This is a genomic window from Candidatus Cardinium hertigii (assembly GCF_003788695.1).
This window is the reverse complement of the sequence record NZ_RARA01000025.1, coordinates 82,535-96,389: the sequence shown is the minus strand read 5'-3', so window position 1 is coordinate 96,389 and position 13,855 is coordinate 82,535. Positions and strand designations below refer to the sequence as shown.

Below are 13,855 nucleotides of genomic sequence, written 5' to 3'. Positions count from 1 at the left end.
CTGTATAAGGTATACCTAGGTGCTTATAGGCAGCTTCTGTTGCCACTCTCCCCCGTGGCGTACGCTGGATATACCCTTCCTGAATAAGAAATGGTTCATATACCTCTTCTATCGTTTCTGTTTCCTCTGAACAAGCTGTTGCAATCGTTGTAAGACCTACAGGCCCGCCCTTAAATTTTTCAATAATAGTGGTAAGAATACGCTTATCCATTTCATCTAGCCCATGTTCATCTACCTGCAGGGCTGCTAAACTTAGCTTAACTATTTCTCTGGTAATAAAACCATCTCCTTTAATTTGGGCAAAATCTCTGGTGCGTTTCAGTAGATTATTAGCTATACGGGGAGTGCCTCGGCTGCGTCTGGCAATTTCATAGGCAGCTTCTTGGTCAATAGCCGTTTCCAACATAGCACTAGCACGCTCAACTATTTTAGTGAGTAACGCAACAGGGTAATAATCCAATCGAGCATTAATACCAAAACGAGAACGAAAAGGAGCGGTCAATAAGCCTGAACGAGTAGTAGCACCAATTAATGTAAAAGGATTCAACGCTAACTGTACACTACGTGCATTAGGGCCTGCATCTAACATAATATCTATTTTAAAATCCTCCATAGCTGTATACAAATACTCTTCTACTAACGGATTGAGCCGATGTATTTCATCTATAAAAAGTACATTATAAGATTCCAAGCCTGTCAAAATGCCAGCCAAATCTCCGGGTTTGTCCAATACAGGGCCAGAGGTAGCTTTTATATTGGTATTAAGTTCATTGGCAATAATATACGCCAATGTAGTCTTGCCTAATCCAGGCGGTCCATGCAACAATACATGATCAAGCGCCTCTTTTCTTTGCTTAGCAGCTGTAACAAATACTTGCATATTTTCCACTAACTTTTCTTGCCCATAAAAATCATGAAATTGAAAGGGACGTAGGGCTTTGTCAAAATGTACCTCTGTTTTTTTTACCTGACTAAATGGTTTACTTTCAAGATTATCCTCCATTTTTACTATATTGATTGAACCAAAATATAAGCAAAAAAGATATCAATAATGAAACCAACCGCAAAACTATGTAAGTTGTTCAAAATATGGGTACTATCGTGCATATTTGACTTTCTTATTGTAATAAGCATAACGGTAATGTTCTGGCAGCAACCGGAACCGAAATGGGTTAGCATTTATATTATGTTTAGGAAATATACAGCGTTCTGTACAATTTCTTTGATTTACATACTTCTATACGAAAAACAAGGCATTAAAAGCCTTATGAAACCACTTGCTAATTTTCAAAGATTAAGTATCAGTACCATATTAGCTCAACTGTTGGTAACGTTTTCCATAATGTTATGGATGAGTATCCAAGAAGAATTATGGCATCCTATTGTAGTACAGCCTGTAGTATATTTTAGTAATATAACTGATTTTCTATTATCTGGAGTTTTACGAATAACCTGCTTGGCTGCTATTGGAGAAGAACTTTTTTTTCGACATATTTTGGAAAAGTGCTTATACGCTATAACCCGAAGAAAACTTCTCTCGACTATCATTATTTCACTATTATTTACCCTAATACATAGGAACATACCATATAGCCCAATGTACTTTACATTGGGATGCTTCTTTAGTTATCTATACCAAAAGAGTGGGCACATCGTTTACTCCATTATGGCGCATGCTATAAATAATTTATGCGTAGTAAGTATAATCTATTTAGGATTAAATGGAAGCATTGAATCTGCTATAAAAAGTTTACCCATTATAGTACGTAGTATAGTAGCTATTGAGTCTTTACTAGCCGCTTGTTTTTGTATAACCTATGGCTACTCGATAATAGATAAGAACCATAAAAATTAAAATAAACGTATCCGTTCATCCAATGGCGTCAACTTAAGGCAATTCATGATTAGCCTACCCTCCTATTCTACTTGGTTATCAATAACAGCTAAACCTTAAGTTGACGCCATTGTCCGTTCATCTGCGTGGCAGCGATATTATAGATTACAGCAAATGGCTAATATTTAATAATGGATGATTTTATCCATTTTATTTATCCATTTTTTTTAAAACTACTTCTTTTAAAAAAAACTACTTCCTTTAAAGCTACTTTTTTTGCTTGATCAAAAAAAAGATACTGTATTTTTTTTCAAGTCATAATTTTTGCAATTATAAATTTTTTTGTATAAATTGGAACTTCCTAACGTTAACGTAGGGAATACAAAAAACTTTTAACCTTTTAGCCATGCAGATTAATAAGAATAACAGTTGCTTATTTTACTTTAGATTTTTATATACATTTTTAATATGCTGTGTAGTAGTAATACTATCAAGCTGTGGCAAACAGTTATTACCTATGCAAGCAGCTTCTCAAATGGTAACTGCTGATCAACAACTTTCAGATAAAAGACAGGAACAACTGAAAATACAAGAAGATGGAAAAGATGCACATGAACATGATGATCTTTCGTTTCCTATTTTATGTATTAATGATGTAATGTTCTTACCAAGCTCTAAATTTTATGAAATAGTAAAGTTACTGTCAAAAGAAGAACAAAAATCCTTACAAGATTATTTGATAATCTTAACAAAAAATACGCTAAATCAGGTAAAAGAGGAATTTTCATTCAAAGTGCCTTATATACAAGAAAACGGGAATCTCAACATCGAATCTGGCCACGTTAAAAGTTGTAAAAGCTACATGGCTAGCGTAAAAAAGATAGAAGAGACTGAAGAAATAAAAAATAAAATTATAAGGAGCAGGCAAGATATTAATGATATTATTGAATATCAAGCTAAAAAATTAGTTAAAAAGGCTATGCAAGATAGTACAAGGACCTATGGAGACTATCTATTTCAACTTGCCAAAGAAGAGAAAATACGTCTGCGGAATGCTATTTTAAAGAAACTACAAACGTTAGGCTTCCATTTTTCACCTAAAAATAGCAAAGATGACATAATAAAAAAAATGTGTGAGAATTGCCTAATTATTGACAATAATAAGCAAAAAATAAATCAAGTTATGTCGCATGTTTGGCAAAATGAAGCTATAGCAAATAGAATATTAATGAATCTGTGTGTAAATGATAATAAAGAGACGGCTGATTGGAATAAGCAAGGTGTCGTAATATACAAGTATGCAATTGACTTAGATATTTTGCTTTCTTTATGTAAAGCTCTTGAAAACCAAACAATAGAAGAAGTAACAGAGAAATATGAAAAATTCTTGATGGCTAGGATGAAACCAGCAAGTGGATCTGCAATAATGCCCACTATCGAAGAAGTTTTAGCGGAACCGTCTTCCAAAGAATGTAAAACAGTTGATATGTTATGCGAAGAAATAAAGGGAATTAATATAAATAAAAACCAATGTATTAGAGATGTAGCTAGTACGAATAAGAAAAAATTTGTGGGTAAATCAAAACCATTGTCTACGAATAGACAGAAAAAAGGCAGTGAAGAGGCAATGGTTCCCCTCTCCTTTGATGACCAGGTTGAACTGCTAAGTAGCAGCCAACTGCTTACCATAATACCATCAATCTCTTCAGGGTATAAGATCCATCCTAGAGTAAAGAAATGGTCTAGACCACCCAAATGGCTTTTTGACTATTTTCAGCAGGTTCCAGAGAATTCTTATGACGGACAGTTTAAAGATAAAAATAAAGACATAGATCATATAATTAAAGAAAAAATCAAGCACGATATAATTCCCATCCAAAATTTGTTAGCGCGTGAAGATGAGGGTAATTATTTTATGCATAGGGGAAATACTAGAACAGCAGCTGTTATTGTTGAAAATCAAGGAATAAAGAAATATGGTATGGTAGATATAGCTATAACAGCGGACAATACCATTTACCATCAAGCTGTGCGCTTTTCGGGAACAGAAGAGGTGCTTCGTTCTCAGATACCAAACTATGACTCTAATAAGGATGGGGCAGAAAAAGAAGATAATAGTGATCTGTATGAACCTATAGGAAGAAATATAGTCAAAGACCCTCTTACGCAAGAATATATTGTTAATATCCCAGGTAAATCAAAAAAGTGTAAGAATAAAGAATTCGCTAATAAGCTTACTACAACTATCCATGTTCTTCCGTATAGAATCTATGCATAGTAAAAAGTCGCTTAAGTACTTTCAGTGAACAGATTTTAATGTATCCGTTCAGTCAATGGCGTCAACTTAAGGTTTAGCTGTTATTGATAACCAAGTAGAATAGGAGGGTAGGCTAATCATGAATTGCCTTAAGTTGACGCCATTGTCCGTTCACTTGCGTGGTAGCCATATTTTATAGATTATTGATGATTTTATCCATTTTTTTTTAAAACTACTTATTTTAAAGCTACTTTTTTTGCTTGATCAAAAAAAGTAGCCAAAAAAAATCAAGCGCTGGTGAAAAAACTGCTGAAAAGAAAGGAAAAAAACCGAAAATCAAATCTCGCTCCTATGGAGCTCAGACAAATTGATTTTCTTTTGATTTTTTTCCCTTCTTTTCTTTCCACAGTTTTTTCAAGGCGCCTTTTTTTATAATATTGCACTATTGCTAATTGACGAACACGGATACGCATAGGTCACACCACTGAACGGATACATCATAAAGTGTGCCCTAGTGCTACTCCAATTACGAACATGGATACAATAAACTGGATAAAATTAGTTATACCTACGCATTTGGTTTCTTTGTCAATTTCTTATCATTTACCTCCTTGTCATTTACCCCCTGTAATTGATTAAAAATAGTTAAAGCACTTGCTACAAAATTCCCTGGTTCAGAAAGATTTGCAGGTAAAATTACGGTGTTTGATTTATTAGCTAATTGGCTAAAAGCGGCTATATATTGTTCAGCAACTTTTAAAGATACGGCATCCTTCCCTCCCGATTTTTGGATGGCGATTGCAATAACCTCTATGCTTTTAGCTGCAGCTAATGCCACTAGCCCTATGGCTTCTGCTTCACCCTTTGCTCTATTCACTTGATCAATATAGGAAGCCTCAGAATTCAATACTACATGGGCTTTTTCTCCTTCCGCATGATTTATTTTTGCTTGCCTATTTCCTTCTGAATCTAAAATTTGTGCTCTTTTTTGACGTTCTGCTGCAACCTGCAGCTCCATAGCTTTAAGAATGGTTTGCGGTGGATGAATATCTTTGATTTCATAACGCATACATTGGATACCCCAATTGACTGCTGCTTGGTTAATGGTAGAAACGATAGCTATATTCAACATTTCCCGCTCTTCAAAAGTTCTGTCCAACGGTAATTTACCTATTTCTGAACGCATAGTTGTTTGTGCAAGTTGAGTAATAGCATAATAGGGATTACTCACTCCATACGATGCAGCTACTGGGTCAATAATTTTTACGTATAAAACGCCATCTATTGATAAGGTAACATTGTCATTTGAAATAGCCGTTTGAGCCGTAACATCAATCGCCTCTTCTTTTAAAGTATGTTTGTATGATACTTTTTGAACCATTGGTATCAAAAGGTTTAAGCCGGGTTGTAAAACTCTATCAAATTTTCCCAATCGCTCTACAACCCATGCTTGCTGTTGCGGCACAACCTTAACCATTAGGTAAATTATAAAAAGAACCACAATGGCTATTACTATTAAAAAATATTTCATTAACGCTTTGACTAAAAGATATTCCATTTTGGCTACTTGTTTTAAATTAAAATTATGTTACTGCTGGTTTTACGCTATTCCTCTTTCTATACCCCTACGTTTACAAAAATAATTTTACCCAATGCTATTGCCAGTAGATATCCTACTGTGCATTTTCTTACTTTTCTGCTTGTTCTTATTTCTCTTCTTGATAATGCATCTTTCTATACAAGATAACGAATATTAACATAACCATTAAAAAACAAAAAATTGAAATGATAAAAAACCCCATATAGGCACTACATAGTAGACTATTCAGCCAGTAGGCTAATCCTAATAATAAAAAATGGAACCCTGAACTGAACAGCATAAAAATTAGAAAAACAAATAAAAGAATAGCTCCTATTTTTTTTGCTTGTGCTTTAATGTTATACTGAAATTGACAGATAGATATGCTTAACTTTTTTTTAGCTAGTTCAACTAGGTAGGTAATTCCAAATAGCTTGCATAGAATTTTTACAATTTTAAAAAACATTCTGCGTAAATTTAAGGTAAAAAATAAACAATATATAATACTTGCTCATATGCGTAACAACCATATTTTATAAAATTATAGAAATATGATTTTATCTACTCATACTATACTATCTATTTAGTTATGTTAACAAATTTGGTTGTACGCTTTACCCTATTATTATATTGTGTTATTTTAAAAAAAGAGCCATTGCGGTCCATACCATTTTTAGATTTTTTAGCATAAAGGTATCCAGCAAATGCACCACTTAATTGCGCTAAATAATAACCTGCATCATTACTGGTTAAATGCATGAAAGCAACTACAAGTAAAAACATAACAATATATTTTAATTGTACAGATATAAAAAAGAAGTTTACCTTTAGATCAGGTAGTAAAACACAAACTGCTGCCATAATGGCATAAATAGCAGCTGATGGACCCATAAGATTAGCAGCAATACCCTTGAAGTGGGGCGAAAATTGATATAGTATAAAAAAAACAACTGCACCAACTACTTGTCCTAAAAAATAGAGACGTAATATATGTTTTGCATGGGTAACCGTTCGTATGCGTTGACCCAAAACATGTAACATAAGCAAATCCCAAAATAAGTTTACAAGGCTTTTATGCACAAAAGAGTAGGTAATAATCGTCCAAGGTTGCTTTAATAGCAATGGATAAAGAGAAGGAAAAGTCAATTTTTCATAGAGTAAGGGAATGTAATCTTCATAACCGCAGATATAGCATATAGAACTGATTAACAATATAAATAAAAAGCTTAAAACGTGTATCAATATGAGTTTTATCAATCCATTGCCAGATTGCTTAAATTGCGTTCGAATATAACCGTATAAAATGTTCATTGAAAAAAGATGTTTTTGCACATATTGCGTCTCAATTCCATTTAATATCTTAAAGCGTATCCGTTCACTCAATGGCGTCAACTTAAGGCAATTCATGATTAGCCTACCCTCCTATTCTACTTGGTTATCAATAACAGCTAAACCTTAAGTTGACGCCATTGTCCGTTCACTTGCGTGACAGCCGTATTTTATAGATTATAGCAAATGGCTAATACATATTTAATACATAATGATTTTATCCATTTTTTTTAAAACTACTTTTTTTTAAAACTACTTTTTTTGCTTGATCAAAAAAAGTAGCCAAAAAAAATCAAGCGCTGGTGAACAAAGCTGTTGAAAATTGCAGGCCGCAAGCTGAAAATCAGAATTCGCCCTCTACGGTTACTCAATGGATTTGGGAAGCTGGCAAGGCGCGCGAGGGTGAAGCGCACGCAGCATAGTACGCCCTATGCGAGTACGCTGAATCCCGAAGCGGAACGCAGCCAGCTTTTCAAAGACGAAGAGTAGGCTCAAACTGGCTGATTTTCTACCAGCTTGCAGCCTGCAATTTTCTAGTCACAGCTTTGTTCAAGGCGCATTTTTTACGACTAGTATTATTTGCGTTATTTCTAATTGGTGTAAACACAGATACGTATAGGCCACATGACTGAACGGATACCTTAAAGCGTGTTTTCAATAAGCCCCTGCCATAACTAACTAATACTAACATACGTTTTGGATTAGGTACATTCTAATGCTACGTTAATATCAGTAAATAACTACTACAATAGTAGCAAATCAAACGCTTCTTTTCCTACTTATTATATGCTATTTTATTGATTCGCATCGGATAATCAGGCACAGGAGATAAACTTTTTAGGTTATCTTGTTATCTCGGTTTACATATTAAGTTATTTATATTTCTTCGAGCGTTTATATTATTTTCTACATCTAGATAGGATATTATTATAACAATAACTATACTACTATTATAATATTGTTATTTATATCAAGGATCTCATATCAATGGCCCCAATCCATAACTAAAATAAAGCGTAAACAGCATAAAAATAATGCCTAAGTAATATAGGCAAACAGAATGTATAAAAAAACACATTAACGTCATAATTTGTAATAATGAATTTTCTACGAAAAAAAATATCTTCATGTTTTCGATCTAGTCTTTTATGCAAGTCTCATACATCCCGCTTGCTATGGTCTTGGTTCCTGGTTCAAAGCGGGTGCACCGCATATGCCTATAGAAGCCAAATAGATACAACCCAATCTGTTCAATCTTCTATCAAACCACTCCGAATGCCTTCTGCACCCCCCCTTTACTTAACGGAAGATACACTTCCTCCTTATAATCGTCTGGTTATTGACAATAGCCAGCATAACGCGATGGAAAATAGTGCGTTATTAAATGGTAGATTATCTAAAAAAGAAGCAAAAGAAAAGGCAAAAAATTGCTTAGAACAAGCTAATAAAACGATTAAAAAATGTTTCAAGTATGAGCAACAGATCAACCAATACAGCTATGATGAGCAATGGTGGAACGAATTTAGCCAGGGAGGTTTTATCAAAAGGTGGATCGGCAATAAGGTATCCCAAAATAAAAGAAAAGCAAAGGGAGGGAAAGCTGCCCTATTACAAGCAACGCTTACTAGAGCTGATCAATACTTAATGGAAATGGAAAGATATATTATATTAGCTGAAACACTAGGATCTAGGAAACAAAGTACAAGACTAAGAAAGAAACAAACAAAGCTAAAAGGCCAAATGTCTGCCATTACGCCCATACCGTTTCCCTCATCTGGCTAACCATAGCATGGCTGTTCTAGTCATACATGAAAAGCCATTGAGTTTTTTTTGAAAAATCAATATAAATATTATATCTTGCGTTGATTGGATTCTAAACTAATGGGGACTAATCGGGTGATTAAAAACCGACATGGGCCTTGGTAATGCATTTTGCAAACCTACCCTACATTTATTTTAAAACCTTATTTTAAAGCAAACGATACACTATTAAGCAGTACATGTTAACCATACAACAGCTCGTAAAAAAAGGAAGGAAAAAAAAATCTTCCTCATCCAAGTCTCCCGCACTTGTATCATGCCCCCAGCGACGGGGCGTATGCACAAAAGTGTATACCATGAAACCAAGGAAGCCAAACTCTTCTATGAAAAAAGTAGCTAGGGTACGCCTCACAACTGGTAAAGAAGTAAACGTATATATTCCTGGAGAAGGGCATAATTTACAAGAGCACTCCATCGTGCTGGTTAGAGGGGGGGGAGTAAAAGACTTATCGGGTGTCCGATATGGTGTGATTCGTGGTGTATTGGATACCTCAGGCGTTAGTGGAAGATGCCAAGGTAGATCCTTATATGGAGCAAAGAAATCTAAAAAGAAATAACTGGTTAATCTAAATTAACCAGTTCCTGTAGGCTATTGCCTTAATAGCTGAACTATATCTCTAAGAGTAGCCATCATAGAGAGGGTACAAGCATAGGGTTACATGCCCCAGATAAAAAATTAATTTCAGTGAAAGCAAGAAAATAAATTATGAGAAGAAAGCAAGCTATAAAAAGAGTTTTACCACCTGACTATAAATATGGAGATCCGCTTGTAACTAGGTTTGTAAACGGATTAATGAAAAAAGGGAAAAAAAGTCTTTCTTTTAGTATATTTTATAATACAATTGACTTAGTAGCACAAAAAACCAAAGAAGATGGGTTGGAAGTTTGGCGTAGAGCGCTAAATAATGTAACCCCTCTATTAGAGGTTAAACGCCGTCGCGTGGGGGGTGCTACGCTTCAAGTGCCTATTGAAATAAGAGCAGATAGAAGGGTTTTTTTAGGTATAAAATGGTTGATTTCTTTTGCTCGATCCCGCGGAGAAAAAACCATGCAAGAAAGGCTTACCAATGAAATTATTGCAGCTTCTAAAGAAGAAGGAACTGCTTTCAAACGTAAAGTAGATACCCATAAAATGGCAAGTTCAAATAAAGCCTTCTCACATTTTAATTTGAGATAAGTGGCAACAAACGAATTAACATTTTTAAGAAACATAGGCATCATGGCCCATATTGATGCCGGTAAAACTACTACAACTGAACGCATTCTGTACTATACAGGTCTTACCCACAAAATAGGCGAAGTACATGATGGAGGTGCAGTCATGGATTGGATGGCTCAAGAGCAAGAACGAGGGATTACTATTACCTCTGCTGCCACTACCACATTTTGGAAATATCCTACTATACAAGGAAAATCAAATGAAAAAACACAAACTTACAAGATTAACATTATCGATACACCTGGCCACGTAGATTTTACGGTTGAGGTAGAACGTTCTTTACGTGTCTTAGATGGTGCAGTTGCCTTATTTTGCGCCGTAAGTGGCGTAGAGCCTCAGTCTGAAACTGTTTGGCGTCAAGCTGACAAATATAAAGTGCCACGCATCTGTTTCATAAATAAAATGGATAGAGCTGGTGCCAACTTTTTTAATGCGCTCAATGAAATCAAGGAAAAGCTGGGTACTAACCCTGTTCCATTGCAAATTCCTATTGGCAGTGAAGCTGCATTTAAAGGAGTTGTGGATTTGATTACCAATGAAGCAATGATTTGGAATGAGGATGATTTAGGTATGACCTACCAGGTAGTAGCTATTCCTGACGATTTAGTAGAAACTATTGAAGAATGGCGTCAAAAATTGATTGAAAATGTAGCCAGTTATGACGAAGGACTTATGGAAAAATTCTTTGACAATCCAAAAGCCATTACCACAGATGAGATCAGGGCAGCCGTTCGAAAAGCTGTTATGGATCTCTCTTTTTCTCCTGTTCTCTGTGGTTCTGCTTTTAAAAATAAGGGTGTGCAAGCATTATTGGATGCAGTATGTGCGTATCTTCCTTCTCCATTAGATTTACCTCCAGTAGCCTGTATCCATCCAGATACAAACGAAACAGCATTTAGAAAACCAGAAAATAGTGAACCATTTACCGCATTGGCTTTTAAAATTGCAACGGATCCTTTTGTAGGTAGACTTGCTTTTTTACGTGTATATGCGGGTACCTTACCTGCTGGATCCTACGTTTACAACAATAGAACAGGTAAAAAAGAACGAATTTCTCGTTTGATGCAAATGCATGCCAATAAACAAAATCCCATTGACACGGTACAAGCAGGAGATATTTGTGCGGTTGTAGGATTTAAGGAAATTAAAACAGGGGACACCCTAACAAGTGAAAAGCATAAAGCTATACTGGAAGCCATCACCTTCCCAGAACCGGTAATTGGTTATTCTATTGAGCCAAAAAAGCAAGCAGATCAAGACAAGTTAACCATGTCTATTGCCAAGTTAATGGAAGAAGATCCGACTTTGCGTATGGAAACCAATAGTGAAACTGGTCAAACCATCCTAAAAGGGATGGGTGAGCTGCACTTAGAGATTATCATTGATCGCCTTAAACGAGAATTTAAACTTGAAATTAACCAGGGCGCACCGCAAGTAGCCTATAAGGAAGCGCTTACCACTACCATAACACACAAGGAAGTGTACAAAAAACAAACAGGTGGTAGAGGTAAGTTTGCAGATATTTCTTTTGAAATAGGACCTAGAGAAAAGATTGGAGAAGAACCGATTCAGCCCGGATTAGAATTTGTGAACAAGATTGTTGGAGGGGTTATTCCTAAGGAATTTATCCCATCTATTCAAAAAGGATTTACCATGGCTATGGATAATGGTCCATTGGCAAACTATCCTGTAGAATCCATGCGCGTTAAAATTTTCCATGGTTCTTATCATGAGGTTGACTCCGATTCCTTATCATTTGAATTAGCCGCTAGGGTTGGATTTAGGGCAGCTGCCCAGAAAGCTTCTCCTGTGCTACTAGAACCCATTATGTCTATAGAAGTAGCTACCCCTGATGAATTTACAGGTCCAGTAACAGGTGATCTTAATAGAAGAAGAGGGATTATGAAAGGAATGAGCAGTAAAATTGGGTTGCAAATGGTTAAAGCAGATGTGCCATTGGCAGAACTGTTTGGTTATGTTACTGACCTAAGAACCATTACTTCAGGTAGGGCTTCTGCTTCATTGACTTTTTCGCATTATGAACCCGTTCCTAAAAACTTAGCAGAGGGTATTATCAATAAAGTAAAAGGCATAACGGTATAAAATATATATCTATATTATTGCAATAAAACATATGAATCAAAAAATTCGCATTAAACTTAAATCATTCGATTCTATTCTATTGGATAAATCAGCAGAAAATATCGTTAAAGCTGTAAAGGCAACCCGAACAGTCGTAAATGGTCCAATACCGCTTCCATATAGATAAGAAGTCAAGAGAACAGTTTCAGCTTTGTACCCATAAAAGGTTAATAGACATCTATTCCAATAGTTCAAAGGCAGTAGATGCGCTAATGAAATTAGAACTACCTAGTGGTGTAGAAGTTGAAATTAAAGTTTAAAATGATATTTAGGGGCAACCATTCCCTTATGTATTGGTAACGTTTTCGATTTTTGCTACAATACAATATTAATATATTCGTTCACTTGCGTGATAGAAATATTGTATCCGTTCACCTGCGTAGCAGCCGTATTTTATAGATTATAGCAAATGGCTAATATTTGATAAATGATGATTTTATCCATTTTTTTTAAAAACTACTTCTTTGTTTTAAACAACTACTTCTTTTACAGCTACTTTTTTTGCTTGATCAAAAAAAGTAGCCAAAAAAAATCAAGCGCTGGTGAACAAAGCTGTTGAAAATTCCAGTCTGAAAGCTGAAAATCAGAACTCGCTCTCTATGGTCACTCAATGGATTTGGAAAGCTGGCAAGGCGCGCGAGGGTGAAGCGCACGCAGCATAGTACCCACTATGTGAGTTCGCCCCATGATGTATGTACATACATCACGGGGACCCCAAGTACGCTGAATCCCGAAGCGGAACACAGCCAGCTTTTCAAAGACGAAGAGTAGGCTCAAACAGGCTGATTTTCTACTAACTTTCAAACTGAAATTTTCTAATCACAGCTTTGTTCAAGGCGCATTTTTTACGATCTAATATTATTGCGCTATTTCTAATTGATGTGAACACAGATACGTATAGGCCACATGACTGAACGGATACTTAGGCAAACACATTCCTTATTATTTGTGTTACTGGTTACATATTGGACATCGTGGATGCTCCTGCCACCAGCGTGCAATACATGCTGCATGAAAATAATGGCCACATTGAATAGGTTGCGTATCTTGTTCATTTATACATATACTACATGTTGGATCCAACTGGGACCACCTCATGGGATGTTTTTCTCGTATACCCTGAATTAATCTCTGTATATTATTTTTACATCTTTCGTTTTCCGTTTTTCTTTTTAACGAAGGTACCATATGTGTTACATAGAATACGGCTATGTTTATTCCCACCCCACATAGAAAAGATCCATACGCTCCATTGATATATGCCTCTCTTGCTAAGGACCACCCTAGATTAATCGCCTGCATACGTAGTGTATATACAACTAGTTGATCTGGAGACCACCAACTTTCATTTTTTTTATTATTATACACATAAGCATGGCTTATTTCCTCAATAAATTGCTTTTCTATCGCTGCATCATCTTCTGCTGGTAATCCTTCAGGAACTATTTGCGAATTTATATTTCTTGTTGGTAAATTATTATCTTTATTGTCTTGTGTATTAATCTTATCTATGTTATATGGACAAGCAGATTTGCTACATCCCATAAATAATAGCGATATAAAAAAATAGCAATACCATAATTGGTTGATCACATTTATTTTCATATTGAGTATGAGTAGTAGTGTTGTTATGTTGTTATGGATGAATATATGGTTGAGCATTGCGTGGGATCC

9 protein-coding genes and 2 pseudogenes are annotated in these 13,855 nt (G+C 35.4%); 7 read left to right on the top strand and 4 right to left on the bottom strand.

The genetic code is table 11. The features are described 5' to 3' along the window. Positions 1–10 precede the first annotated feature (10 nt). A pseudogene (ruvB, locus tag EDM02_RS05810) lies at positions 11–1,003 on the bottom strand (Holliday junction branch migration DNA helicase RuvB); the annotation flags it as partial. A gap of 264 nt (positions 1,004–1,267) precedes the next feature. Here ruvB and EDM02_RS03590 point away from each other — a divergent pair. Then, a complete protein-coding gene (locus EDM02_RS03590) occupies positions 1,268–1,855 on the top strand; it encodes a CPBP family intramembrane glutamic endopeptidase (protein WP_184891128.1) in 588 nt (195 codons plus the stop codon). A gap of 496 nt (positions 1,856–2,351) precedes the next feature. Continuing rightward, the gene (locus EDM02_RS03585) at positions 2,352–4,112 is read left to right on the top strand and encodes a DUF1609 domain-containing protein (RefSeq protein ID WP_184891127.1); all 1,761 of its coding nucleotides are present in this window, start codon (positions 2,352–2,354) and stop codon (positions 4,110–4,112) included. A 547-nt stretch (positions 4,113–4,659) separates the two neighbouring features. Here the strand turns inward: EDM02_RS03585 and EDM02_RS03580 are convergent. Together EDM02_RS03580 and EDM02_RS03575 are read right to left on the bottom strand one after the other, a co-directional pair. Continuing rightward, positions 4,660–5,649, bottom strand: coding sequence for an SPFH domain-containing protein (locus EDM02_RS03580; RefSeq protein WP_260215041.1), 990 nt, complete (start codon positions 5,647–5,649; stop codon positions 4,660–4,662). A gap of 600 nt (positions 5,650–6,249) precedes the next feature. Continuing rightward, complete coding sequence (locus tag EDM02_RS03575; protein ID WP_123663150.1) at positions 6,250–7,077, bottom strand: rhomboid family intramembrane serine protease; 828 nt, start codon at positions 7,075–7,077, stop codon at positions 6,250–6,252. A gap of 1,197 nt (positions 7,078–8,274) precedes the next feature. Between EDM02_RS03575 and EDM02_RS03570 the strand changes: the two genes are divergently transcribed. The 5 genes and pseudogenes from EDM02_RS03570 (at position 8,275) to rpsJ (ending at position 12,441) form a co-directional block, all read left to right on the top strand. Beyond that, a complete protein-coding gene (locus EDM02_RS03570) occupies positions 8,275–8,781 on the top strand; it encodes a hypothetical protein (protein ID WP_123663148.1) in 507 nt (168 codons plus the stop codon). Between the two features lie 218 nt (positions 8,782–8,999). After that, positions 9,000–9,377 (top strand): 30S ribosomal protein S12, encoded by a 378-nt coding sequence (rpsL, locus tag EDM02_RS03565; RefSeq protein ID WP_123663146.1) that lies wholly within the window; start codon positions 9,000–9,002, stop codon positions 9,375–9,377. Between the two features lie 149 nt (positions 9,378–9,526). Beyond that, positions 9,527–9,997: a 30S ribosomal protein S7 gene (gene rpsG, locus EDM02_RS03560; protein ID WP_123663061.1), complete on the top strand. Its 471-nt coding sequence runs from the start codon at positions 9,527–9,529 to the stop codon at positions 9,995–9,997. Next, positions 9,998–12,142: an elongation factor G gene (fusA, locus tag EDM02_RS03555; protein WP_123663059.1), complete on the top strand. Its 2,145-nt coding sequence runs from the start codon at positions 9,998–10,000 to the stop codon at positions 12,140–12,142. A gap of 31 nt (positions 12,143–12,173) precedes the next feature. After that, positions 12,174–12,441, top strand: a pseudogene (rpsJ, locus tag EDM02_RS03550) (30S ribosomal protein S10). Between the two features lie 691 nt (positions 12,442–13,132). Here rpsJ and EDM02_RS03545 read toward each other — a convergent pair. Then, entirely contained in the window at positions 13,133–13,786 is a 654-nt protein-coding gene (locus tag EDM02_RS03545; RefSeq protein ID WP_221179601.1) for an RING finger domain-containing protein, read from the bottom strand. Between the last annotated feature and the right edge of the window lie 69 nt (positions 13,787–13,855).

Excerpts from the sequence above, each read along its gene's own strand:
- EDM02_RS03590 (WP_184891128.1), top strand. The coding sequence starts at position 1,268 with ATGAAACCACTTGCTAATTTTCAAAGATTAAGTATCAGTACCATATTA.
- EDM02_RS03585 (WP_184891127.1), top strand. The coding sequence starts at position 2,352 with ATGCAAGCAGCTTCTCAAATGGTAACTGCTGATCAACAACTTTCAGAT.
- EDM02_RS03580 (WP_260215041.1), bottom strand. The coding sequence starts at position 5,649 with ATGGAATATCTTTTAGTCAAAGCGTTAATGAAATATTTTTTAATAGTA.
- EDM02_RS03575 (WP_123663150.1), bottom strand. The coding sequence starts at position 7,077 with ATGAATTGCCTTAAGTTGACGCCATTGAGTGAACGGATACGCTTTAAG.
- EDM02_RS03570 (WP_123663148.1), top strand. The coding sequence starts at position 8,275 with ATGCCTTCTGCACCCCCCCTTTACTTAACGGAAGATACACTTCCTCCT.
- rpsL (WP_123663146.1), top strand. The coding sequence starts at position 9,000 with ATGTTAACCATACAACAGCTCGTAAAAAAAGGAAGGAAAAAAAAATCT.
- rpsG (WP_123663061.1), top strand. The coding sequence starts at position 9,527 with ATGAGAAGAAAGCAAGCTATAAAAAGAGTTTTACCACCTGACTATAAA.
- EDM02_RS03545 (WP_221179601.1), bottom strand. The coding sequence starts at position 13,786 with ATGAAAATAAATGTGATCAACCAATTATGGTATTGCTATTTTTTTATA.